This is a genomic window from Bradyrhizobium brasilense (genome assembly GCF_029714345.1).
Taxonomy (GTDB): domain Bacteria; phylum Pseudomonadota; class Alphaproteobacteria; order Rhizobiales; family Xanthobacteraceae; genus Bradyrhizobium; species Bradyrhizobium australafricanum.
The window spans coordinates 7,171,694-7,195,565 of record NZ_CP121669.1; the positions used below are offsets into that span (position 1 = coordinate 7,171,694).

General features: G+C 59.5%; 16 protein-coding genes and 6 pseudogenes. 6 read left to right on the plus strand and 16 right to left on the minus strand.

The genetic code is table 11. The features are described 5' to 3' along the window. The first annotated feature begins 11 nt into the window (after nt 1–11). On the plus strand, nt 12–602 hold the full coding sequence (locus QA635_RS33255; protein WP_161856371.1) for a UPF0149 family protein: 591 nt from the start codon (nt 12–14) through the stop codon (nt 600–602). Nucleotides 603–634: 32 nt separating this feature from the next. Here the strand turns inward: QA635_RS33255 and tnpC (QA635_RS33260) are convergent. The 3 genes and pseudogenes from tnpC (QA635_RS33260) to tnpA (QA635_RS33270) all read right to left on the minus strand — a co-directional run. Continuing rightward, nucleotides 635–1,909: pseudogene (gene tnpC, locus QA635_RS33260) on the minus strand (IS66 family transposase); the annotation flags it as partial. Between the two features lie 122 nt (nt 1,910–2,031). Next, nucleotides 2,032–2,389: pseudogene (gene tnpB / locus QA635_RS33265) on the minus strand (IS66 family insertion sequence element accessory protein TnpB). Further along, nucleotides 2,386–2,811, minus strand: a complete 426-nt coding sequence (gene tnpA, locus QA635_RS33270; RefSeq protein WP_225162502.1) for an IS66-like element accessory protein TnpA — start codon at nt 2,809–2,811, stop codon at nt 2,386–2,388. The pseudogene tnpB and the gene tnpA (QA635_RS33270) overlap by 4 nt, the downstream one beginning before the upstream one ends. Before the next feature lie 185 nt (nt 2,812–2,996). On the opposite strand from tnpA (QA635_RS33270), the gene QA635_RS33275 reads away from it, so the two are divergent. From QA635_RS33275 to QA635_RS33290, 4 genes and pseudogenes are all read left to right on the plus strand, one after another. Then, the gene (locus QA635_RS33275) at nt 2,997–3,149 is read left to right on the plus strand and encodes a hypothetical protein (RefSeq protein WP_283063915.1); all 153 of its coding nucleotides are present in this window, start codon (nt 2,997–2,999) and stop codon (nt 3,147–3,149) included. Between the two features lie 2 nt (nt 3,150–3,151). Beyond that, nucleotides 3,152–3,502: a recombinase family protein gene (locus QA635_RS33280; RefSeq protein WP_283063917.1), complete on the plus strand. Its 351-nt coding sequence runs from the start codon at nt 3,152–3,154 to the stop codon at nt 3,500–3,502. 52 nt (nt 3,503–3,554) lie between these two features. Next, nucleotides 3,555–3,614, plus strand: a pseudogene (locus QA635_RS33285) (hypothetical protein); the annotation flags it as partial. Nucleotides 3,615–4,060: 446 nt separating this feature from the next. Next, nucleotides 4,061–4,206 (plus strand): annotated as a pseudogene (locus tag QA635_RS33290) (IS66 family transposase); the annotation flags it as partial. A 65-nt stretch (nt 4,207–4,271) separates the two neighbouring features. Here the strand turns inward: QA635_RS33290 and QA635_RS33295 are convergent. The 9 genes from QA635_RS33295 to QA635_RS33335 form a co-directional block, all read right to left on the minus strand. Continuing rightward, on the minus strand, nt 4,272–4,775 hold the full coding sequence (locus QA635_RS33295; RefSeq protein WP_283063918.1) for a transposase: 504 nt from the start codon (nt 4,773–4,775) through the stop codon (nt 4,272–4,274). An 815-nt stretch (nt 4,776–5,590) separates the two neighbouring features. Beyond that, the gene (locus tag QA635_RS33300) at nt 5,591–6,997 is read right to left on the minus strand and encodes an amidase family protein (RefSeq protein WP_283063919.1); all 1,407 of its coding nucleotides are present in this window, start codon (nt 6,995–6,997) and stop codon (nt 5,591–5,593) included. A gap of 887 nt (nt 6,998–7,884) precedes the next feature. Further along, the gene (locus QA635_RS33305; RefSeq protein ID WP_283071966.1) at nt 7,885–9,645 is read right to left on the minus strand and encodes an ABC transporter permease subunit; all 1,761 of its coding nucleotides are present in this window, start codon (nt 9,643–9,645) and stop codon (nt 7,885–7,887) included. A gap of 7 nt (nt 9,646–9,652) precedes the next feature. Further along, nucleotides 9,653–10,651, minus strand: a complete 999-nt coding sequence (locus QA635_RS33310) for an ABC transporter ATP-binding protein (RefSeq protein ID WP_283063920.1) — start codon at nt 10,649–10,651, stop codon at nt 9,653–9,655. Between the two features lie 229 nt (nt 10,652–10,880). Further along, on the minus strand, nt 10,881–11,966 hold the full coding sequence (locus QA635_RS33315) for an ABC transporter substrate-binding protein (RefSeq protein ID WP_283063921.1): 1,086 nt from the start codon (nt 11,964–11,966) through the stop codon (nt 10,881–10,883). 770 nt (nt 11,967–12,736) lie between these two features. Next, the gene (locus QA635_RS33320) at nt 12,737–13,906 is read right to left on the minus strand and encodes a M20 aminoacylase family protein (protein WP_283063923.1); all 1,170 of its coding nucleotides are present in this window, start codon (nt 13,904–13,906) and stop codon (nt 12,737–12,739) included. 24 nt (nt 13,907–13,930) lie between these two features. Further along, a complete protein-coding gene (locus QA635_RS33325; protein WP_283063925.1) occupies nt 13,931–15,091 on the minus strand; it encodes a M24 family metallopeptidase in 1,161 nt (386 codons plus the stop codon). 302 nt (nt 15,092–15,393) lie between these two features. Continuing rightward, nucleotides 15,394–16,437 (minus strand): GntG family PLP-dependent aldolase, encoded by a 1,044-nt coding sequence (locus QA635_RS33330; protein WP_283063927.1) that lies wholly within the window; start codon nt 16,435–16,437, stop codon nt 15,394–15,396. Between the two features lie 328 nt (nt 16,438–16,765). Continuing rightward, on the minus strand, nt 16,766–17,143 hold the full coding sequence (locus QA635_RS33335) for an aspartate/glutamate racemase family protein (protein WP_283063929.1): 378 nt from the start codon (nt 17,141–17,143) through the stop codon (nt 16,766–16,768). 613 nt (nt 17,144–17,756) lie between these two features. Between QA635_RS33335 and QA635_RS33340 the strand changes: the two genes are divergently transcribed. Then, entirely contained in the window at nt 17,757–18,209 is a 453-nt protein-coding gene (locus QA635_RS33340; RefSeq protein ID WP_283063931.1) for an Lrp/AsnC family transcriptional regulator, read from the plus strand. Nucleotides 18,210–18,578: 369 nt separating this feature from the next. Here QA635_RS33340 and tnpA (QA635_RS33345) read toward each other — a convergent pair. From tnpA (QA635_RS33345) to tnpC (QA635_RS33365), 4 genes and pseudogenes are all read right to left on the minus strand, one after another. Further along, nucleotides 18,579–19,048 (minus strand): annotated as a pseudogene (tnpA, locus tag QA635_RS33345) (IS200/IS605 family transposase); the annotation flags it as partial. Nucleotides 19,049–19,829: 781 nt separating this feature from the next. Further along, a complete protein-coding gene (locus QA635_RS33355; protein ID WP_283063933.1) occupies nt 19,830–20,789 on the minus strand; it encodes an aminotransferase class IV in 960 nt (319 codons plus the stop codon). 36 nt (nt 20,790–20,825) lie between these two features. Further along, complete coding sequence (locus tag QA635_RS33360; RefSeq protein ID WP_283063936.1) at nt 20,826–22,061, minus strand: UPF0149 family protein; 1,236 nt, start codon at nt 22,059–22,061, stop codon at nt 20,826–20,828. After that, a pseudogene (gene tnpC / locus QA635_RS33365) lies at nt 22,058–23,585 on the minus strand (IS66 family transposase). The gene QA635_RS33360 and the pseudogene tnpC (QA635_RS33365) overlap by 4 nt, the downstream one beginning before the upstream one ends. Nucleotides 23,586–23,872: the final 287 nt, after the last annotated feature.

Below are 23,872 nucleotides of genomic sequence, written 5' to 3' on the forward strand. Positions count from 1 at the left end.
CAGCATCGTCGATGGCGTCAGCCGCGATGTCGCTTGCGGAGCTCGAGCGATGGCTCCAGGATCGCGTCGATCGCCATCCTGCCGCCACCAGCATTCCCATGCTCGACGGCTATACCGCCGCGATCGTGGCCGGACCGGTGTCGATGAGCCCGCTCGATTGGATCTGCCCGCTGCTCGCGATCGATGCCGACGCTTTCAACCATGGCGGCACGCCGGAGTTCGCCGCGATCTCCGCCGTCGCGCTGCGCCACAACGACATCAGCAACACCCTCTCGACTGCCCCCGATCGGTTCGAGCCGATGCACCGGCGCGACCCCAGCGGCAACATCGATGCGCATCCCTGGTGCCAGGGTTTCTATGCTGCGATGCGGCTCAGACTATCGGCGTGGGCGCCGTTGCTCGACGTCAACAACGTCAATCACGGCCTGCTGCTGCCCATCCTGCTGCATTGTCGCGACGATCAGGCCCGTCCGCTGCTCGGACCGCCACGAAGCGGTCGCAAAACCGAGGATTTCCTCCGTAACGCCTACCTCGATATCCCAGCCGTCGTCGAGGCGCTGCGCCAGCACTGGATGCCCATCCGCTACGCCCGCGACCGCTAATCACCGCGGACGTGGGAGCTCATACCGGTTACATTCTTCCGGTTGAGCGTAATCGGGCGGATTGATCGCTCGACCGCGTTGTTGTCGAGCTCGATGCGGCCATCATCGATGAAGCGCGTCAGCCCCTCCCAGCGTGAGAGCGCATAACGGATGGCATCGGCCAGCTTGCCCTGTTGGCTGATCAACGCGAGCTTTGCGCGGAGCCACCGTTCGAAGGCTTCCGCCAGCGGCCGGCTCTTCTGCTGCCGGACGAGGCAGCGCTCCTGGGCGCTGCGGCCACGGATGTCCTTCTCGATCGCGTAGAACTCGGCGGTGTGCTGAAGCGCCTCGCTTGCGATGGGCGCGGGACCGGGTGTGGCAAGTTCGTAGAAGTTACGCCGCATATGCGACCAGCAGAATGCAAGCTGAACGTCGCCACGCTCGGCCAGCTTGCCATAGCCAGCATAGCCGTCGACCTGCAGGATCCCCTTGAAGCCTGCCAGATGGGCGATTGGTCGGTCGGCTTTGCGATCGGGAGCATAGACATAGGCGACGCCCGGCGGATCGGCGCCGCCCATGGCCGGTCGTCTGCCGCATAGGCCCAGAGCTGACCGGTCTTGGTACGCCCTCGGCCGGGATCGAGCACCGGCATCGTCGTCTCGTCGGCGAACAGCTTTGGCCGTTGCCTGAGCTTGCCGAGGAGACGGTCATGCAGCGGACGCAGGTGGAAGGCGGCTTGTCCTACCCAGTCCGCCAGCGTCGAACGATCGAGCTCAATGCCCTGGCGGGCGTAAATCTGCGCCTGCCGGTAGAGCGGCAGGTGATCGGCATATTTGGACACCAGCACCTGGGCGACGGTGGCATCGGTTGGCAATCCGCCCCTCGATCAGCCGGGCCGGGGCCGGCGCCTGCATGACGCCGTCCTCGCAAGCCCGGCAGGCGTATTTGGGACGCCGGGTCACGAGGATCCGGAACTGCGCCGGGACCAGGTCCAGCCGCTCGCTTCGATCCTCGCCGATCCGGTGTAACTCGCCCTGGCAACAGGGACAGGTCTTGCCCTCGATGTCGACGACGACCTCGATCCGCGGCAGGTGCGTCGGCAACGCGCCACGGTTGCCGCGGCGCGTGCGAGCCCGTGCCTCACGGCCTTCAGGTGCGCTGATGTCGTGCGCTGTCTCGCTGTAGGCTGCGACCTGCTCGACGTCTTCCAGGCCCAGCAGCATCTGATCTTCAGGCAGCGTCTCTGCCCGCCGGCCAAACCGATGCCGCTGCAATTCCTTGATGATCTGACGCAGTCGTTCGCTCTCGCACCGCTCGGCAAGCAGCATCGCTTTCAGCGTCTCAGGATCGTCAGGCAGGGCGTCACTCACACCCAATTCAGAGCATATTCGCCGCCATCTGGCGACACGTCCCACGCTCTTGATTCACTTCGCCGCAGTGCCGCTAACAACTATCCCGCTTGCGTTGGCGCCGGCGTCTCCCGCGCCTCATGCACAAGCCGCCAGTCGAGTCCTTCCAGCAGCGCAGACAATTGCGCCGCCGACAGACGCATCACGCCGTCCTCGACCTTCGGCCAGCGGAAGATCCCATCCTCGAGCCTTTTGGTGAACAGACACAGGACCCGTTCCGTCCCAGAACACCAGCTTGATCCGATCCGCCCGCTTGGCCCGGAACACATAGACAGCTCCCGAGAATGGGTCTGCCCGCATGCTCTCGCGCACCAGGGTCGCAAGCCCTTCCATCCCCTTGCGGAAGTCTACCGGTTTGGTCGCCACCATCACCCGGACCGCAACCGACGGACCAATCACCGGTTCGCCTTCAGTGCCTGAACGATCGACGCAATCATCGTCGGGTCCGCACCACGACCGGCCCGGATCGTGATTCCGTCGACTTCGATCTCGATGATCCCGGCATCGCAACGGCGAGCCCGGGTATCCGCCTTGGCCTTGCAGCGCACCGCTTTGCGCTCCCGGCCAACAGCGGTCGCCGGCATCGCAGCATCTACCACCGCCGGCACAAACTCTACTTCTTGCTCTTCGGAACAATCGACCGCAGCTTCTCGCAACTGACGGCGCCAGCCAAACAACTGCTGCGGCGACAAACCATGCCGTCGAGCCACGGAACACACCGAGTCGCCGCTCGCCACGATCTCCGCAACGATCCGCGCCTTGTCCTCGTCGCTCCACTTCCGCCGACGGCCAGCTCCGGTGAAGACCTCAAGCCGTCGCACCGGCTCCGTGATAGCACTATGCGCTGTGTCCATTCTAAGCCTAACGGTCCAAACCGATCCGCAGACTCGCAGATCAACCCGTCATCCGGTAGGTGGCCGCGGAACAGCGCTTGCGAATGGCCGACTGCTGCTCGGCCTAAAGGGGACGATATCGGAGCTCGAGCTCCCATACGATACGCAGTCGATTGACGGCTGGTCTTCTTGCCAAGGCGGAGCGCGGTGAGCTTGCGCTCACCTTACCGATCGGTCTTGTCCGCGATGGCGTCGTCGTCAAGGACCCGAACCTGGAAGTGCAGGAACGGCTCGAGCTGCTGTTCGAGACCTTCCTGAAAGCCTGAAAGTGCGCACCATTGCCAAGGTCATGCGTGAGTTCAACGACCGTGGTCTGGGGCTGCCGCGCCGCAATCGTCACGGCGATCTGCATTGGGCGCGGGCGACGACATCCGCGGTCGCAGCGATTCTGAAGAATCCTGCCTATGCGGGCGTCTTCGTCTACGGACGGACACGACTGCGCAAACCGTCGGACGCAAAATTACCGACGAAGGTGCCGAAGCCGATCGAGCAATGGCGGATCATCGTCAAGGACCGCTATCCTCCCTATATTGGTTGGCAAAGAACGAGAAGATTAGGGGCATTGTCAGCGACAACCGAGCAGAATACATGCGCAAAAGACCAAGGGTGCTCCACGTGAGGGCGAACTACTGCTGCAAGGCATCGCATGGTGCGGAAGATGCGGTCACAAGATGTACGCTCGCTACAAGGGGGGAGCCGAGTACGTCTGCAATCACCTGCGTTCGCATCACGGGCTGCCGGCGTGCCAATACATCCGTGCTCGCCGCGTCGACGCCGCCGTGGCGCAAGCGTTCCTCACAGCGCTGGCGCCGGCCGAGATCGACGCATTGTCGTGCGCTCGTCGCGCTCAGCAACAGGCGTACAAAGCAATGCAGAGCGGTGCCGAGCAGCAGCTCGAACGCCGGCGCTACGAAGCTGCGCTCGCCGAACGTCAGTTCAACCGCGTCGATCCTCACAACCGGCTTGTCGCCGCCGAGCTCGAGCGCCGTTGGGAGGCGGCTCTGAAGGAGGTCCGGGTGGCAGAGGAGGCCCTGGTCCGTTTGAAGTCACCCCAGGCTATCGCTCAGATCACCGTCGGCAACAAGGCGCGGCTCCGTGATAGCACTATGCAGTGTGTCCATTCTAAGCCTAACGGTCCGAACAAACCGCAGACTCGCAGATCACCCCGTCATTTGGTAGGTGGCCGCTGCAGCGCTTACTCGTCGACGATGGCAGGATATGCCTCAGCAATAATGCCGCTGAAAGAGCGTTGCGCGGCATCGCGTGGGGAGGCGCAACTGGACCTTGGGCCAAGCCGGCAAGCCCGGCGGTCAGCAGGCCGCCTGACCTTCACGCAACGCCATCATAGAGATCGTCGTGCCTGCGCGCACGCGTCAATCGGGCGGTCTTCATCGTATGCATACGAAAATGGCAACGGCGGTGATTGAGCAGGATGGGAAAGGCTCTAGGAAGAGTAGATGCGCTCCTCTGTCGCGGATGGCATTGCGGGCAGACTTGCCTTTATGACTGCCGAGATTGTCGAGGATGACGATCTCGCCTTTTGCCAAGGTGGGCGCCAACACTTTCTCGACATAGAGCGTGAAGAGCTCCCCGTTGATCGGGCCGTTGATGACCCAGGGCGCGCTGATCCGGTCGTGGCGCAGCGCTGCGATGAAGGTCATGGTCCTCCAGTGGCCAAAAGACGCAGATGCTTCAAGACGCTGCCCACTCGGTCCCCAGCCGCGCAGTGGCGCCATGTTGGTTTTGATCCAAGTCTCGTCGATAAAGACCAGGCGTGAGGCCTCGATCCTGCCCTGATGGGCCTTCCAGCGCGTCCGTTTAGGCGCGATATCGGGGCGGTCTTGTTCGGCCGGCCGGAGCGTTTTTTTGAATCGGCGTGAACGAACGTCCATACCGCCCGCACGTCTGTCTTGATCCCGCGCACAGCCAGTTCCTGCGTCAGCTTCCGTAAAGTGAATGGTCCGGAGCGAATGCGTTTGCGCAGCCAGTCGGCGTTGGTGCCGGACAGAACCGGCTTCTTGTGACCGCCGATCTTGCCGGGAGAAACGCCTCCGGTCTCCCGCCGCAGATTCTTCCACTTCGTCACACAGGGAAGGACTGATCTGAAACGCTTCTGCCATCGAACGAACCGTCTCGCCAGCGTCAGCCCTCGCCAGAGCGAGTTCGCGAAGGTCTTCCGAATAGGGTCGCGTCATCCATGCTGGCCCCCGTTCCCCAGCATGGAGTTTGAATCAGAAATTGTCTCCTCTGGGAATCCCGATTCCGGTAAAAAACAACATGCTCTAGCAGGTCGAAAAAAAGGGCGCGGTCAGAGCCCCGACACACGCGTTGCCGCGCGCCAGCAAGCCTCCGGTCGTCGCAGACCTCTTCGATCTCTGGCAGCAGATCTTGCGGCGGATATCCGGCAAACTAAAACTTCGGTGAGGCGATCCGCTATGCGAGTCTCACGGCGTGCCATCTGCGAACTCTTCCTGACCGATGGTCCGCATCGAGCCCGACTCGAACATCGTCGAACGCGCTATCAGGCCAAAACAATACGGACCGACGCCACACGAGATATCTTTGCTTATATTAGCCTTCTATATTCGATGTCGTCGTTACTCCGTAGCAACTTCACCAAAGCGAGCTGTTGAGGCAAGCCAAATCGCGGATTTCCACACCAAACCAGACGTCGGATCAAAGACTCTACTTCGCATGCGGCAGGTAGTCAGAGCCGCGGGCGCTTGTCCGCCCATGGCTGTAGCTGCTCGAATGCCGCCGAGGCCTGCAGCACGCCCAAATCATCGAAGCGCTTGCCAACGATCTGCAGACCGACCGGCAGCCCAGCGCGAGTAAAGCCGCATGGCACGCTCGCAGCCGGGTTCCATGACATGTTGAACGGGTAGCAGAACTCCGCCCACATGATCCAATCCCACGGATGCGAGGGCCAATGATCGGGCATAAGCTTCTCGGCAGGGAAAGCAGCGACTGAAACGGATGGCGTCAACAGGAAGTCCCAATCTTGGAACCAGCGATGGATGTTAGAAACGTAAGCCATTTTGCGCTGGCGCATCTCTTGGTAGCGCGCCACTGAGACGTTTTCTGAATGCCTGACACAGGCGACAAGCCCAGGGTCCATCTCCGCCTCCCATTCTGGAAAGTATCGTGCAAGACGGGACATATGTGCGGACCAGAAGAAGCGGACTAGCTCTGGTCCGTCCTTTGCCCAAGGTGTGGGTGCCTCCTCGACAATTGCGCCAAGTTCTTCAAAGCGGGTCGCGGCCGCTTTAACGAGCTTCGCAACTTCCGTGTCAACGCGAGCGACGCCTAGATCGGGGCTGTAGGCGATGCGCCTACCTTTCAGGCTGTCGCGCAGCCGGGCGAGATAGTTGGCCGGGCCCGCCTCGAGAGAGGTATGGTCAAGGAAATGCGGACCGGCCATCACCTCAAGCATCAGCGCGCTATCGGCAATGGTCCGCGTTATCGGTCCCATATGGGTTGTCATGTCGCTGACGCTGAGTGGATAACATGGCACGCGCCCGAAGCTGGGTTTCAGTCCGAACACGCCGCTGAAATGCGCAGGCATGCGGATGGACCCAGCTCCATCACCGCCTTGGTGCAGGGGTCCGTAGCCTGCCGCTGCCGCAGCGCCCGCACCGGCCGAAGACGCGCCGGCATTGTAGTCAATCTTCCATGGGTTACTTGTGATGCCCGTCAGCGGGCTGCGCGACACACCGCTCCAGCCGAACTCCGAGACAGTGGTCTTGCCGAGGATAATCGCGCCCTCACCTCGCAGGCGGGTTACAACTGGCGCATCCTCTATCGATTGATCACCCGAAAAGATCTTACTTCCGCGTTGCGTCGGCATGTCCTTGGTGGGTACAAAGTCTTTGATTGTAGCGGGCACGCCGTGCAACCGGCCGATTGGCGCACCGCTCATCAGGGCAGCCTCCGCCTTTTTTGCATCATCCATCGCGCGATCTGCGGCGAGATGGGCGAAGGCATTTAACTTTGGCTCAAGCACTGCAATGCGGGCCAGCAACGCGCACATGTACTCGACTGGTGAAATCTTCTTGGTGCGAATGAGCTCAGCCAGCTCAACGGCTGGCATAAATCCGATAGTCTCAGGGTCCATGCGCTCAGGTCTCACACAAAGTGTCACGCCGCTGTTGTCGCGTCGACGTCCCGACTTTCGACGCCTCACCCCTTTCGGAGATACTACAAACGCATGGCACGGCGTTTCCTCCAATCAGAGAGTTTGCCTCGCTTCGGTGAGGCCGCCGCCATAAAAAGGCCGCCGGGCCCAATCTCCAGTCTCGACCCGTCCGAGGAGTCGCATAGCCCCTTTGCGATGCATGGGCCTGCTCTGGACGAGGGCGCTGCGTATCATCCAGATAACTACCAGAAACGAAAATGAAAGAAATTTGCTTGGCACTACCGCGATTCATTCAGCTAACTTCCATCTTTTGCTGACCGCTGCGACGAACGTCTCTCAGCCGCAGATGCTCGTGATCTCCGCACCGGTGATCCGTCGGTGAAAGGTCCATAAGCCATGTGGCCGCAGCCCATGTTATCGGCCGCCCAGCACCGCATTTCCCCAATCTAGGGCTCTCATTGCAGAAATTCTGCATGAGGGGCGGGTAAACGTGAAGCTTCTATACGGCCGAAGCCTTGGACCGCGGTCGGTAGCACAGATCTGAGCTCTTGAAGGATGGAACTCGGCCGCCCCTCTGCCGAACTCCGATATCGTCTCGCGATGCAGGTGTTCAGACTCTTCAGTGTCGAAATCGCTTATCATTTATGCCTCAAGCGATCAGGCGCGAGCTGGCTCGCAGCTCGCGCGAAAACCGATTGATAAAGGCCCACGGACCGCATCAACTGCCCCCGCACGCATCCCACGCCACTGCCTGAGAACTCGTGACCACCGCAATTCCGATCTTGCCTTTTAAGCTACTCATGTACGGCACGACGCGCTTTGCGGGAGATGATGCAGAGACAAGGAAGAGCCCCAATGTCGATGGCTCATTTTGCAAGGTTCGGGAGCGCGCGAGGTCCCTCCGGCCTCGACCGCCACCATGTTACGTAGAGAGCGATTAGCCAGAGGACGGGCAGAAGCGTAAGCAGCGACGCCACTGCGGCGATGGTAGGGTCGATCTCGTGGCGCATGTTTTCCCACATCTTCAGCGGTAGAGTGCGAATCGCGAACCCACTGACCAGCGAAGTAATGATGACCTCGTCGAATGAGTGGATGAACGCGAGCACAGCGCCGCCGATGACGCCTGGCCGGATCAGAGGTAGCGTCACTCTTGTGAAGGTTTGCAGTGGTCCGGCTCTCATGCTCTTCGCCGCCTGCTCTAGACGTGGATCCAAATTCGACAAGGTCGCCGAGACGATGACGACGACATAGCCGATTGAGCCGATGCTATGCGCCAAGACTATGCCTGGTTTTGAGCCGATCAGTCCTAGTTTGATGAGACCAAGATAGGTCCCGACGGCGACAACGATGCTCGGAATAGTAATCGGCGTCAGAATCACCATGGTTAGGAAGCCGCGTAGCCGCGGAACGGCCCGACTAAGACCGAAGGCCGCGAGCGTCCCGACGGTGGTTGACAGGATGGCGACCCCGACGCCGATTTGCATGCTGATCCAGGCGGCGCCGTACCAAGACGGATCGCTGAAGAAGGAGTGGTACCATTGCAGCGAAAAGCCCGAGGGCGGGAACTCCAGAAACCGTCCTGCACTGAATGACATAACGATGACGATCACCCCGGGAAGCAGCAGGTAAAACATGACGAGCGTAACGAACATCGTGCCGACGATTTTTGGCAAACGGCTTTCGCCCCCAGCTTGGTAAAGCTGGGCTGTCCAGCGCTTCGCCCTACGAGGAGCGGAGAACTCATGGACAATTCGTTTCAGCGCCCCGATTGAGCGCAGTCGGCGGCACCAAGATTTCGGACTTGGCTGCGCACTGGAAGGATCGAGTCCTAGAATGGAGAGCGCGCCCGCGATTCCCAAGAGGATGAATGCGGAGGCCCCGATTTGCGCCATATCGAAGGAACTCTCGACCTGCGCCGCGATGAACGTTGCGAGCATGGCGTCGCGTAACCCGCCGAGGGCGGCCGGCGTGATGTAGAAGCCGAGGCAAATAATGAACACTAGAAGAGAGCCGCTGCGTACCCCAGGCAGGCTCAGCGGCAAGAAAGCCCGCCAGAAGGCGGCAAGGGGCCGTGCGCCCATGCTGCGGGCTGCCGCCATCAACGACTTGTCCACGCCCAGCATGACGCTAACCAGCGACAGGATCATTAGCGGCAGCATGATGTGCACCATTCCGATATAAACGGCCATGCGGTTGTAAACGAGCGGCAGCGGAATGGAGATTAGCCCGAGGTCAAGCATCAGATTGTTGATCAGGCCACGGTCGCCAAGGATAACTACCCATGCATAGGTGCGCACTAAAGCACTAGTCAAATACGTTATCATGGTCAGTACAATTAGAGCCGTGCGTACTTGTGCGGAAGCGGCTACGATAAGGAAGGCAGTGGGGTAGCCGATAATGAGGCAGATGGCCGTGGCCGTGACGCTCATCTCGATGGTCTGGAAGAGCACGCGGACGTTCGACGGCTCGCCGAAGAACGCCTGATAGTTGATTAGCGAGAATGCCGGAGCATTGAGGCTGGCTAGAAATAGCCGGACGATCGGTATGCCGAAGACGACGAGCAGAATTCCGAATGCAGGCAAATTGAGCCCGATGGGCGAACGGCCGAGGTTCCGAAGCGTTTCCATCATTCCCTCACGTGGCGACGAAGCGGATGTCGGACCGCAGCCAATCGAGCCTCACCTCATCGCCAGGGCGGAAAATTTGCTGCCCCGAGGCAACATGCTCGCGCACAGTGAGCAAGCTGCTGCCGACGCGCACGTGGTACTTACGCAACGGGCCAGCATAGATCATGTCGTCCACTGTTCCGGTGACCGATTGGCGCCGGTCCACATCGCCGCGCCCCAGCGCGACGGAAACGCCGACGCAGATCCGCTCCGGTCGAATCATGGGCACGGTGCCAACGGGCTGCGCCGTATCGGATTCGACGTTGAAACCGGGATCTTCGAGGATGTTAGCCTCGCCCAAAAAATTCGCCACAAAACGCGTTGCGGGCCTGTCGTAAAGAGCTTCCGGGGTATCGGTCTGCTCAATCTGACCTGCTCGCATGACAACAATGCGATCCGATAAGGTGAGCGCCTCCTCCTGATCGTGCGTAACGCATACGGTGGTCTTCCCGAATTCCTTGTGCAGGCTCTTCAGCTCACTTTGCATCTGCTCGCGAAGGTTGCGGTCGAGCGCACCGAGTGGCTCATCGAGTAGGAGGATTGGAGGATCGGCGATGAGCGCGCGGGCCAAGGCCACACGCTGCTGCTGCCCGCCGCTCAATTGGGCGGGCATCCGGCAGCCAAAGTCCCCGAGATGCACGCGCTCGAGCATGCGTTCGACTAGCGTCGCCCTCTCGGCGGCCTTGACGCCACGCATTTCCAAGGGGAATTCTAGGTTGCGGCGGACCGTGAGGTGCGGAAACAGGGCGTAACTCTGGAAAAGGATGCCTTGGTCGCGCCGGTAAGACGGCACTGCGGCCACTGATTTTCCGCCAATCAGGACGTCGCCGTTATTGGGCGCCACGAAGCCGGCGAGCAGCATCAGCGCTGTGGTTTTACCCGAGCCGCTTGGGCCCAGAATAGTCAGGAATTCCCCCGGACGGATTGTGAGTGACAAGTCCTTGACCGCCGCGATTGGTCCATACATTTTCGTGACCCGGCAAAATTCGATTTGCGCGGAACCGAAACCCCTCTGTATTGCTTCAGTCCCTGCAGATGTGGCGACGGGGATGAGACTCGTGACATGCACAGTCACCATTCGTACTCCAAATGATTTGATTTCGTGACCATCGGATACGGCGCGTCCGGCCGTACGTGACAGAGCGGACCGGCCGACTCAACACGTCCCATGATGAGTCCGCGGCTAGATCGGCGATCTAGGCCAAAATCCACCTGTTCCAGCGCTGAACAAGCCGCTGAGTATTCGACATCCCGTCCGACCCAACTTCGGCGTACCACTGTGCATTCATGGGAATGCTGCTAGCCATGTAATCAGGGTAGGTAGCAAGCTTACGAACCACTTTATCTGGTATTAACTTCAATGCGTTCCGATTGCTAGGCCCATAGGCAATCAGCTGAGATAGGGCCGCTTGACGGTCCGCTCGGGTGGCGAACTCGATGAACTTCTGTGCGTTCTTCGCATTTGGGGTGCCTTTTGGGATGACCCAATTGAGCCACGACAGCTTAGCTTGGTTCCGATTGATCTCGATGGGCGCGCCCTGATCAACCAACAAGGTCGCTCGCCCATCAGGGGAATTCATGACGTCTGCAGCCTTATCGTACATCATCTGTTGGATTTCGGACGCTTGAAACCACCACTTGCGAATATGCGGTTTAATTTTGTCTAGGCTGGCGAAGATATGATCGATATCCATTGGGTAGAGCGCGTGGGCAGGCACGCCATCCGCTAGGAGAGCCTCCTCCCACGGGCCTTCAGTTCCAATTTTGCCGGCCTGCAGCATGCGAACGCCGGGAAATTTCTTCACATCCCAGAACTCGGCCCAAGTGGTCGGCCTCGACTTGCCAAGCGGGAATTTTTCGGTGTTGTAGACCATAACAAAAGAGTAGACGATGTTGCCCACTCCGTAAGGCTGCTTACAGAAATCTATGATCCCATCCAGCTCGGACTTTTGATAGATCGAGTAATCGATGCTCTCAAGGTAGCCTTTTGAAGCGTGCTCAAGCACCGAGTGCGGGCTTGCCTCTAGGACATCGACTGCGACTTGGTTCGTGGTCACCATCAGCTCAAATTGGGGCCGGGTGATCGAGTCGGTAATCGGAGTAACCTGTATCCCGGTCTCGGCCTGGAAGGGCTTAACAAAAGCTTCGATGTTCGCCCTTCCGTAATCACCCCCGCCGACCAAGACTCTTAATTCGCCAGCGACTTGCGCCGAAGCCCGGCTGCTGGCAGCCAGCGCGGCCATTCCCGCTGTTGCTACGAATTCACGTCGGGTAAGCGTCATAGTCGTCTCCTCCCTCTTATGGAGAAATATTATCGGCCGCCTAAAGTCGAATTCCCCTAATTTCGCGCCTCGCACGGCCGAAATTTTGCGTTTAATCGGCGAATTTCAAATTTTTCATGCAATCAGTGCCGCCATGACGCCTTGTGCTGGGCCCTCAGTGCCTTGGACCAGTATTCAAATTACGCGGGTCGAAAGACTTGCCTGCAGACCTCTAATCCCGCGATGGAGTCCCAACGTCGACACATCGATGAGGCCGCCTTCGCCAGTACCATGGCGATGCAGCAGCGCCGCGCAGATTGAATTGTATATATGCCCACCGCTATTTCAGTAATCGAATTGCCTGTCTTGCAGGGAGCTCTGGATGTGTCTGTGACCGACAGAAGGCCAGTTGATTTGAGGAAGGACAATGCTTCTCTAACTGCGCGGTGCCGAATTTGTGCGTATCGGGGACCGCAGTCGATCTGTAGATTGATACGGTGGCCGACTTCATTGTGTGCCGCCCCAATATCAACCTCGTCTCCGATCACAAAGAGTGTCGACGCCTTCATAACGTTTACGAACGATATGTTCGGCAGAGCGGCAGAATCGCGAACCTCCATTCCTGAAACACATTCGAACCAGACGCACGGCGCGTACGATTTCGTCGAATTCTGCCAAGATTAGCGCGAGGCCACCGTACTATGAGAACGGCGTCCAGGCCCCGCATGATCGCATTCATGAACGCAGCCAGATGGAGCGTAAGTGTGGATGACACGCACCGAGATGAAACTTCAGGCAGCCAATATCGTCTCGACCAGGTTCACCCAATAGCCGATGCCATAAGGGAGGGCTTCATCGTTGAAATCGTATGCGGGGCTATGCAACGAAGCGGTCAATCCGTTACCAAGGAAAATGATGGCGCCCGGCCGCGCTTCAAGCATGTAGGCGAAATCCTCCGCCCCCATCCCCGGCTTGACTTTGTCATTCACTGAGGCGGGTCCCACGAGATTGCGTGCGATCTTGAGCGCCGTATCAGTCTGCTCTGTGTGATTGAACATGACGGGGACGGATCGACGATATTTAAGCTCGACATCCGCTCCAAATCCGCGCGCAATGCCTTGGGCGGATGCCAGAATCTGTCGTTCGGCAAAGTCCCGTAGGGTGGGTGTGAGGGTCCTGACAGTACCAGCCATTTCAACGTGATCAGAAATGATGTTGTAGGCCTGAGCGGCATTCAACTTGGTGACAGAGATTACGAGCGCCTCCCTCGGGTCCGTGTTGCGCGAAACCAAAACTTGCAGGCCGACGATGATCTGCGCCGCAATTACAACGGGATCGATGGTCCGGTGGGGCGACGCCGCATGACCGCCCCTGCCCCTCACAACTATGTCGAAGTCGTCCTGTGCAGCCCCGATCGGACCATGACAAATGCTGAACTTGCCGATCTCCATTCCCGGCGCGTTGTGCAGGCCAAAAACCTGGGAGATACCAAAACGGTCCATGATGCCTTCCTGGACCATCCTTAGGCCGCCCGATGGCAGCTCTACTTCTTCCGCCGGCTGAAAGATCAAGGCCACGGCGCCTTTGAAATTCCGCGTATTGGCAAGGTATTTTGCGGCACCCAGCAGCATGGCCGTGTGACCGTCATGGCCGCACGCGTGCATCTTGCCAAATATTGTCGATGACCAAGGTTTGTTTGACGCTTCGACAATTGGCAGGGCGTCCATGTCCGCCCTCAGCCCAATCGTTGGCCCGTCTCCGCCTTCGCCCTGAATCAATGCAACAATACCGGTGTCAGCTATACCAGTTTCGATGTGATTGATTCCAAACGAAGCCAGCTTCTCGGTCACAAACCTCGCAGTGTTATGCACCCGATAGTCAAGTTCGGGATTTTGGTGGAGGTAGCGGCGCCACGCGGTTGCCTCGCTCTGCAGATTCCGAAAAGTTTCGATGTCGTGCATGTCCAAGCTTTCCCAACCTACGAATCACGCACGATAAAGCGTGTGTGGTGTACGGCTGAGAATTTCAGCGCCGCGCTCCGTCACCACGACATGCTCGCTGCACCCGATTATGTAGTCGCTTTGCCCGAATAGAAGGATCGGCAAATGCAAGGTCATGCCGGCCTGAAGGACGTCGGTCGCGCCCGGCTCTAAGCTCAGGTTACCCCGTCCCGACCATTGGGGACCGGTTGCGTATCCGGTCCGGTGGCGAAAGGCTTGCGGGCGCCCACACCGCTCGATCATCTTGCGTGCAGCAGCATCTACCGCACCCGCCGCGACCCCCGGCTTGATCGCGGCAATCGCGGCCTCGAGAGCGTCCTCCGCCAAGGCGTGCAGAGATTCTGTCTCAGGATGCCGACCAATTACGGCGCTCCGGACAAGGCCTGTGGCGTACCCGTGCTTCGAGCAGCCGATTTCCACCATGGCCGGCTCGTTGATTCTGATCGGATGGGGCGCGGGGACCCCGTGCGGCAGCCTCGTCCGCTCGCCGAATCCCAGAGACGACACTGTAGAGATTTGGCCACCAGCCTTAGTGACCTCCCGCTCAATGAGCGCGGCCACTTCCGCTTCGGTGACGCCTTCTCGCAACGAATGCTGAAACGTTTGCACAGCGAGGTCGGTCATGGCCATCGCGCCGCGCATGGCATCGAGTTCCGCCCCGCTTTTCACGGCCTTCACCAAGGAAACCACGCGAGTCGCGTCGACGATCTGCAAATCGGTAAGTTGCGCCTGGAGCGCGCTCACATCGGCCGGAGCCAAGTTCCAGCAACCGAGCTCGAGACCTACCCTCCGGCGCTGCAGTCCATACCGCTTAAGGACATCGGCGCACACCTTGGCAAAGTCGCCCTGCTGGGCATAAGGAACGATCTGATCGATGCAGCTGTCCGCGCGAACGGCAGCCATCTCGTACTCTCGGACAACATATGTCGGCGCCCGCCCCGGCATGAGGATCAACGGGAACGGTGCAAAATACGCACCACGCCCGTTGTACCCGGTCAGGTATTGGAGATTTGCGTGAGCGGTGACTAGGAGTGCGTCGAGTTCGGCGCTGACCACCGCCTCAAGCACCTTCTGCTGCCGGCGTTCGTACTCTGATTTCGCGAATGGGACGCCGGTTAGAGGTATCGGTGAGAATGTCATGGCCATGTATTAACCTCTTTCGGTCTTATAAGATTAGCCTTGCACTTGCGTTCACATCGCGCGTTTTTGGGGTAGACTCGCAGTATTGCTGCATTCTGTCGGATGTGGGTTGGGAAAGCTACGAGATGTCGAGTGACCACGATCGCCATTCGGCGCTGCATGCCACCGTTCTCCAACGCTGCTCCCGTAGCGCGGCGATGCTGAGCGATTCGTCCGCCCCCTCTACTGAAGGTAGTCAGAAGCGAGCTTGGACCCGTGGCGGCCGCAACGATGGACTTCGCAGTCCTCGTTGAAATTCTTGCACACGGTTATCGATTTTCCGCCTGCAGGACTGAGCGAATGGCTTGCGCGGCTGCATCCACCTCGGCGTCGCTAATCAAATAATGGAGAACAGCGCGAACGACGCCTTCACGGAGCGTTCCCATCCTCACCCCCTGCTGCGAGAGTGCAGCCAGAAACTCTGGGATCGACAGATCATTCCATTCGACCCTGAAGAAGACCATGTTCGTCTCGATCACGCTGGGCTCGAGGCGAATACCAGGAATTGCGCGGATGCGGTCGGCCAGCAGCTGAGCGCGCCGGTGGTCCTCGGCTAAACGGGACACCATGGTCTGAAGCGCCACGATACCCGCACTAGCCATAATGCCCGCTTGGCGAAGGCCGCCTCCCAAGAGTTTCCGATTCCGCTTCACTCGCTCGATGAAAGCCCGCGTTCCACACACCATGGAGCCGAATGGCGCAGCGAGTCCCTTGGACAAGCTAAACATGATTGAGTCGACATCTTCAGCCATTTCTGCCGGCGCCCTCCTCAATGCGACTGCAGCGTTGAAGATTCGCGCCCCATCGAGATGCAGCGGCAGGTCGCGTTCGTCAGCAAGCGCACGCACCTCCTTGATATAGGACACAGGCAGGACACGCCCGCCGAGTTGACAGTGGGGATTTTCCAGCACAATGACTCCAGCCGGCGCGCATTGATAATCGCCTTTGTCCCGGATCGCCGAGCGCAGGTTGTCCAGCAAAAGCCGTCCGTCTGGCTCCGTCGCAACCGGGTGCAAGACAAGCCCTCCCAACGCGGACACGCTGCCGGCTTCAAAATCATAGAGGTCCGATCGGTCGCCCACGATCACCTCGTGGCCGCGGGGACAATGCGCGAGCAGCGCCGCAAGATTTCCTTGGCATCCGCTCGGCATGAAAGCGGCCCCCTCCTTGCCCAGCATTTCCGCCGCCAAAGACTCAAGACGGTTTACAGTCGGATCCTCGCCGTAACCGGAGTCACCCACTTCCGCGCTGAACATCGCTTGCCGCATTTCCTGCGTGGGAGGGGTTACGGTATCGCTGAGCAGATCGATCATTCTTTTCTCCTACGGCGGCCTTGCGATCAAATTTATGCGACGAACCCTAGGCGCACGCATCGATCCAGCGGTAAGCGGCCCGTGAGCAGGGTCCCGCAACAAAATGGCGAATCTCTTCTTGGACCGTGCAACTGCGGTGAACAGTCGAAACGCTAGGGATAATCACTTGAGATCCTGTAGCATTCATTCCTCCAAGCCAAGACGGCCAGACCATGGCCGCAACCCCACTTTTCAGAATTTCGCAGCGCGACTGCTGTAAAATGACCATTCTCTGATTGTAAACGAGCCCGCTGTTGTTGCGCCGCCTCAGTAACGCGCAGCGATACCCTCAGGCGACGGACGCTAACATCATCCGGGCGAGGCCGATGATGTCGTAGACAGGCAGCTTTGTGATATCACGGATCGCCGGCGCGACCATCGGGAACACTGTACATTCGAACAAGAGGGCCGCGATCTCCGGATGAGCGACGCGGAGTCGCTCGACGCAAGCGGCGACGTCCGCCTCAAGAACGGAGATATCTGTCGGGGGCGTCGGGCGCTTCAGTTCGTCATACCAGAACTTGCTGCCTTCGAGACCGCCGATCACGATCCTCGATCGCTCGGCCGGATCATCAACCCCGAGCAGATCTTCGCCCAAATGAGTCGAGTCGTAGGTCAGAACGGCGATCTTGGCCAGCTTCGGCAACTGGCGGAGCAATACCGGCATCAGAAGCAGGCTCGACATAGCAACCGGGACGCTTACTGACGCAGCCACCCCTACTTGATGCCGGATAGAGAAGCCGCAGCCCGAACATATCGCGACTGCGCCCCGCTCGACCAAGCGCCGAGCGGCTGCGATAAAGGCGGGCTCGAGGGCCGGCTCGCCTCGGACGACGTTCTCCGCCCAAGCCCCCGCGACGGTTTCCGAAATAACTGGGAAGTCGAAGGTAGCCGGACTCAGCAACGAGCCCCGCTTCGGCGTTGGGCGCGGGGCGCCGGGGGGCATCCCGCGTTCGAGAGCCAAGATTCCGAGAGAGCGTGGCGTCGGCGATGCCATTCAAGACTCCGAGAGAGCACAGAATCTACGCCGACTAACGACGCACTTCGTGTGTGTTACCGTTGGGAGGATGACGCATGGAATGGCCAGATTTGCGCCAAAACGCAGTGGCCGCTGAAACAAAGATTGCACAATGAGGCACGATCTGAAATGATCTTTGGCTTACATGAGCTCAGCAGATCGTTTGCGAGCGAGGAGCGGTTTGTTTGGTTCAATTGGGGAGGAGAATCGCAATAAACGTCGCGCTACATTCCTACAATCCCCAGCGTTGCTGAGGGGCTCTATGGACCACCTAGATCGCAGGATTCTCGCAGCACTGCAGAAAAACAACCGGCTTTCCTTTGCCGAACTAGCGGACCTTATCGGTTCCTCGCCGGCCTCGTGCATGCGTCGAGTGAACAAGTTGCGTTCGGCTGGTGTGATCGTTGCAGATATCTCGCTGGTGGATCCGAAGGCTCTTGGCAAGTCGCTTACGGTTGTCGTTACGGTAGAGCTCGACCGCGAGCGTCTTGACCTTGTCGACGATTTCAAGCGCGCGATGCGAGCTGCTCAGGAAGTTAGCCAGTGCTATATGGTTACGGGCAACGCAGATTTCGTCCTGATCGTGGCGGTCGAGGACGTCGAGGCCTTTGACGTCTTCATTAAGACGAAGCTCTATACCAACCCCAATGTACGGAAATTCCAGAGCATGATCACCCTTGATCGTGTCAAGTTCGAGCCGCGGCTTCCCGTCTAGCTTTCGGTAGGGCGAGCGCGGAGGCGAAGGATTTGACGATTCGAGGCGACGTTTAGTCCAGATGCTGCGCTTCGCGATGTTCAAGGCGGAATCGTCGGCCCTGCGTAGGGTCGCGATCCTCAGCGCCGATCTGCTTCGCGTCGATGCCAGCTCGAGGAGCATGCTGGGCTCGCAACAAGAGGCGAACCCGAGGTGGAGGTCGTAAGCGCTGCTCACGGTCCCTATCGGATGAGGGGTTGATCTGCGAGTCTGCGGTTCGTTTGGACAAGCCAATAACCTCCAGAGCTGGAGGTTTGATTGGGAACCGCCAAAGGCGGTTTTGAGGGATCTTAGGACGATTGCTGAGATTTTGGGGTTAGCTGAGACCTTGAGCTCCAACTGATCCAGCTGCTGGTTCGCCATTTCCTGATTCTTGATGTGGGCCCGGATCATTTCCTCATCGCGGCCGACGGTGGTGACAAAATATCCGCGAGCCCAGAATTTGTGGCCGAGGAAATTTCGCATCTTCCGTTCGACATTCTGCGCGAGCCATATCGAGCTCTTCCCCTTCATATACCCGATTATCTGCGCCACCGAATACTTCGGAGGATCGATATCAGCATATGAACATGATCGGGCATCAAGTGGCCCTCCTCGATCCGGCACTCCTTCCGTCGTGCCAGATCGTGAAATACCTGGCCCAAGTGCCGCTTGATCTTCCCGAACAACAGCTTCTTGCGGTACTTCGGCGTAAACACGACGTGGTACTTGCACTCCCAGGTCGCGTGATTAAGATGATTGTACTCTGCTTCATCATGGTCTCCTTGAGGGTTCTTGGCGGTTCCCCAAGGAGGCTCCATGACTTCATTCTCGCAGCTGTAGAAACTGCCGGTTTTCGCCCCGCCATAGGCGGGGGCTTAGCAGGTTTGGTTAGGCTTAGAACGGACATGGCGCATAATGCGATCGCTGAGCCAGTGCGGCTCGAAGTCTTCACCGGAGCCGGCCGTAGGCGGAAGTGGAGCGACGACGACAAGGCACGGATCATTGCAAGATCATGACGAGCGGCGACTCGGTCTGTTCAGCCCCCCGACGGCATGGATCGTCACCGCTGCAATTGTTCGGGCTGGCTACAGCTAAAAGAGACCGTGGCGATCAATCCGGGACGGAAGAGGTACAGTTTGGGCCGGCGGTGGTGGATGCGATGACGCCCAGCCTAACGATCCCGAGACGCTGAAAGCGATGTTGCTTGCCGAGCGGCGCGAGAGCGAACGGCTGCGTCAGTTCATTAAGGAATCGCGGCAGCATTGGTTGGCCGGCGGGCCGAGACGCTGCCTGAAGATCAGATGCTGCTGGGTCTGGAAGATGTCGACAGGCACGTCAGCACACCCGAAGGCCGTGAGTGCTGGCCCGTAGGCGCCGCGGCAACCGTGGCTCCGCGCCAGCGCACCTGCCGCAGATCGAGATCGTCATCGACATCACGACCGTCCGTAGCTGAGTTACACCAGATCGGCCGGCATCTAATCCGCGCAGTGCCCTCCGGCACGACTGGATACGAAACCGGAGCAACTAGGATGCCGACTTCCATCAAGAAGTACAGTAATCTGGACTTCTGTCGCCGCCTCCGTCATCGCCAGCCTCCTGTCAGGGATAAACGACGGCCGTCGACCAAGCCGGATCATCGTGCTTTTGCCAGTAGAGGTCCATGAGCCGACGAGTGATGGATCCGACCTGCCCTTGGGAGATGGTGGCATCGTCGATGCGCGTCACGGGCATAATACCGCCCGCTGTCGAAGTGATGAACACCTCGTCTGCCTCTTTGAGCTCAGCACGAGTGACATCAGCAGCCACCACCGAGAGTCCAATTTCGGCACAGAGATCGAACACAGTCCGACGCGTGATGCCCGGCAACACTCCAAAAGCTGGTGTTCTTAAAGATCTTCGTTTAACAAGGAATACATTGAAACCCGGCCCCTCCGCAATGTGCCCGTTCGTGTCCAGAATCAACGCCGTCTCCCCTCCCGCGTCGTAAGCCTCAAAAAGGCCCTTCACGAGATCAAGCCAATGATAGTTCTTAATGGTGGGATCGACTGAGCTCGGCGGGATGCGGACGGTCTCACTGACCGCGACATGCAACCCTCTTTCCAATTGCTTCTCGTTTGCAACCGAGCCGAACGGGACGGCAAAGGCAATGAAGCGGTTCTCCGCTTCGCGCGGATCGCGACTGAATGTCGGCGATGAACCGCGCGTGCAGATCATCTCCACATACGCCGATCTGTGACCTGACAGAGCGACGCAGTTGTTGAGGATAGCGGCCAGCTCGTTGCGACCATAAGGCAGATTCATCCGTAGGCTCTTAATGCCCGCCCAGAAACGGTCAAGGTGCAAGTCCAATCGGAAGAACTTTCCTTTCCAGACGTGCACCGTATCGTACGTCGCATCGGAGTGCAGAAGGCCCCAATCGAGCACGGATAGTTTGGCCTCGGACATCGGCAGGTACTGCCCATCCATGAAGGCGACTCCATGCGGATAGCACCTTCGGTCGGTATGATGCTCATCGATATTTGGAAGCGCAGCTGAGAGTTCGGGCACAGGGGAGTTCATTTTCTCTCCTTATTAGGTTACTTTGTTGGACAATTGTTACATGGAAGAGAGCCGCGCCGACGCTGAAGTGTCATCGCGTGGAGATGATGGCGGCTTGGCGCACTTGGCAAACTCTGCGTGCTCTGACCGGGATACTCGGTCGCGCATACGCGCACCTCGACGAGAGCGCTTGGCGGCAATGGCTTCGTTTCTGGCCAAGATGCTTTGAGACTCACGCATAGCGGCTCCCTCAAAGGTTGGTGGGATAGTCGACGGGATTGTCGCCGCCGAAAATCTTAGCGGACGATAGGGGCCGCATTCCTCTAATGTAGGGCCTCGTGTGGAAGAAATACTGCGTCGACGTGTATGCGAAGCATTAAGGAGCGACTCACAAGTAAGCTGTCGGACGATAGATCGCGTGGCGCTGTGCCGGCCGGAGTGGTCAAAAAGCAATTTGCGCCTCCCAAAACTCAAAAGCTGCGCGGCTCTCCCGCGCAGAACGGTGTGACCAAGCCCTCTTCTTGTTTGAACTCCTAGTAGTAATGCTTGGTGCGCCAACGCAACTTGGCAAAATCGATGAAAACAAAGCAGCATCTTGCGCGAGGCTCCGTCGGCCCTTGGGCCGTTCGATCGTAACCGGTATGAGCTCCCACATCTGCCGTGATCAGCGCGCGCGAGCGTAGCGCGTCGGCATCCAGTACTGGGCATGGCCTCGACGACGTCCGGGATATCGGTATGGGCGTTGCGCAGGAATTCCTCGGTTTCGCGGCCTTTCTTTGGTGGTCCAAGCAGTGGACGCCCCTCATCGTCAACGCAATGCAGCAGGATGGGCAGGAGCAAGCCGTGGTTTATGTTGCGGATGTCGAGCAGCGGGGTCCATGCCGGTAGCCTCAGCCGCATGGCGGCATGGAATCCCCGGTACCACGGCCGCGCATCAGCGTCGCCATTCGGCTTGCGGGCATGGGTGGGCGCAAACCGATGTGGCTCGGTGGAAAGAATGCTACTAATGTCGTTGTGGCGCAGCGCGACGGCCGAAATCGCAGCGAACTCACGCGTGCCGTCATGGTTGAACGCATCGGCGTCGATGGCGAGTAACGGACAGATCGAGTCGGGCGGACTTATCGACACCGGCCCGGCCACGATCGCGGCGACATAGCCGTCGAGCATAGGAAGACTCGTGGCGATGGGATGCTGCGCGGCGCGAGCCTGCAGCCAAGGCTCAAGTTCGTCGAGCGGCATCGCGGCTGCCGCCATCGATGATGAAGATGATGATGAACGGCGGCGCCGGCTCATGCAGCCTCCCATGCGCTGAGCTCGCGGGCCGCCTTCCAGTTCCAGGCGAGAAGTTCGCGCAACTGGTGGCTCTTGGTCTGGCCGGAGATGATGCGCTCCAGCACATCGGCCAGATAGACCTGCGGATCGAGCTCATGGAGCTTTGCCGTATTGACCAGCGATGCGAGGATTGCCCAGCTCTCAGCACCGCTCTCGCTGCCGCTGAACAATGAATTCCGCCTTCCCATCGCAATCGGGCGCATTGAACGCTCGACAGTGTTGCTGTCGACCTCTACGCGGCCGTCGCGGAGAAACAGCGTCAACCCATCCCAGTGATTGAGCGTACAGTTGATAGCCTCCGCCAGCTTCGACTGGAAGAACAGCTGGTCGAGCATCGAACTCAGTCGCGCCTTAAGCACCTCCATCAGCGGTGCGGCCCTGGTGCGGCGGGCGGCAAGCCGCTGTTCGGCGCTCGAGCCGCGGATCTCGGCTTCGATGGCGTAGACCGCTTGCAGGCGCTCGATCACTTCCTGAGCGAACGGCGACTGCATCGTCTTGTACACTTCGACGAATTTGCGCCGGGCATGGGCGAGACAAAAAGCGAGCTGGATCGCGCCGCCATGACCGCGGGCCAGCGCTTTGTAGGCGGCATAGCCATCCACCTGCAGAATGCCGGAGAAGCCGGTCAATTGTCCGGCGATCTCCTCGGTGCCGCGGCGATGGGCCGCCCCATGGGCGATCATCCATCGCATGCGCCCAGAACTGGCAGATACGAGTGCGATGTCGTCCGGGATCGAGCACCGGCATCGGCGTCTCGTCGCAGAACAGCCGCGGCGAAGCCTGGATCGTCCGCAGCTGAAGCTCATAGAGGCTCTTGAGCCACCATGCCGCACGCTTCACCCAGCCGGCGAGCGTTGCGCGGTCGAGATGAATGCCTTGGCCAGCCAGGATCTGCACTTGGCGGTACAGCGGCAGATACCAGGCGAACTTCGAGACCACCACGTGAGCCACGAGTGCCGTCGATGCCATTCCACCTTCAACCAAACGCGGCAGCACCTTCGCCTGGACCACGCCGTCGGTGCAACCGCGGCAGGCGTATTTGGGACGAACCGTGCGTAGTACCCGCATGATCGCCGGGATCACGTCCAGCACCTCGCTCACATCCTCACCGATCCTGCGCAGAGCGCCCTGGCAGCATGGGCACGCTGTCGTGTCCGGCTCGAGCACCTGCTCGCAGCGCGGCAAATGCTTGGGCAACGCACCGATGTTGCGCCTCGCCTTCTTGCGCGGCTTCCCAGCCGGCTTCGTCGCAGGTAGATCGTCGTTGGCTGACGCAGGTGGTGTGGCGCTGGTCGCGAGATCGTCCAGTTCGAGCGCGAACTGCTCGGCCACGATCGCCACCAGCCGCTCCGAGCGCTTGCCGAAGGTCATCTCCTTCAGTGTCTGCATCGCCACACGCAGCTTCTCGTTCTCGGCGTCAAGCGCGAGCACCATCTCGGTCAGAGCCGCTGCGTCGGTCGGAAGAGCTTCGGCGCGAATCGCCATGATCGAACGATATATCCGCGCATCACAGGCTCCAGCAAGATCTTCGCCTCTCAGCCGACAACGGCCGGCTGCTTTACAGGCTTGGGTGAGACACGCGTCCACTCCAGCCCGTCGAACGCGCAAGCGATAGGTCATCGGCCGTGGCCGCAGCGCGTCATGCATGGTTACTGAACGATGCCCTGCATCGGCGATCTTAGCTGGCTAGCGATGTTCCGCGTCCGAGTCTGTCGGCTTGGTTACAAGGGCAGCCAAAGTTCGCCCACAACGTTGGGGAGAGATGCCACCGC

Excerpts from the sequence above, each read along its gene's own strand:
- QA635_RS33255 (WP_161856371.1), top strand. The coding sequence starts at position 12 with ATGGCGTCAGCCGCGATGTCGCTTGCGGAGCTCGAGCGATGGCTCCAG.
- QA635_RS33295 (WP_283063918.1), bottom strand. The coding sequence starts at position 4,775 with ATGGACGTTCGTTCACGCCGATTCAAAAAAACGCTCCGGCCGGCCGAA.
- QA635_RS33300 (WP_283063919.1), bottom strand. The coding sequence starts at position 6,997 with ATGGACCCTGAGACTATCGGATTTATGCCAGCCGTTGAGCTGGCTGAG.
- QA635_RS33305 (WP_283071966.1), bottom strand. The coding sequence starts at position 9,645 with ATGGAAACGCTTCGGAACCTCGGCCGTTCGCCCATCGGGCTCAATTTG.
- QA635_RS33310 (WP_283063920.1), bottom strand. The coding sequence starts at position 10,651 with ATGTATGGACCAATCGCGGCGGTCAAGGACTTGTCACTCACAATCCGT.
- QA635_RS33315 (WP_283063921.1), bottom strand. The coding sequence starts at position 11,966 with ATGACGCTTACCCGACGTGAATTCGTAGCAACAGCGGGAATGGCCGCG.
- QA635_RS33320 (WP_283063923.1), bottom strand. The coding sequence starts at position 13,906 with ATGCACGACATCGAAACTTTTCGGAATCTGCAGAGCGAGGCAACCGCG.
- QA635_RS33325 (WP_283063925.1), bottom strand. The coding sequence starts at position 15,091 with ATGGCCATGACATTCTCACCGATACCTCTAACCGGCGTCCCATTCGCG.
- QA635_RS33330 (WP_283063927.1), bottom strand. The coding sequence starts at position 16,437 with ATGATCGATCTGCTCAGCGATACCGTAACCCCTCCCACGCAGGAAATG.
- QA635_RS33335 (WP_283063929.1), bottom strand. The coding sequence starts at position 17,143 with ATGCCGGTATTGCTCCGCCAGTTGCCGAAGCTGGCCAAGATCGCCGTT.
- QA635_RS33340 (WP_283063931.1), top strand. The coding sequence starts at position 17,757 with ATGGACCACCTAGATCGCAGGATTCTCGCAGCACTGCAGAAAAACAAC.
- QA635_RS33355 (WP_283063933.1), bottom strand. The coding sequence starts at position 20,789 with ATGAACTCCCCTGTGCCCGAACTCTCAGCTGCGCTTCCAAATATCGAT.
- QA635_RS33360 (WP_283063936.1), bottom strand. The coding sequence starts at position 22,061 with ATGAGCCGGCGCCGCCGTTCATCATCATCTTCATCATCGATGGCGGCA.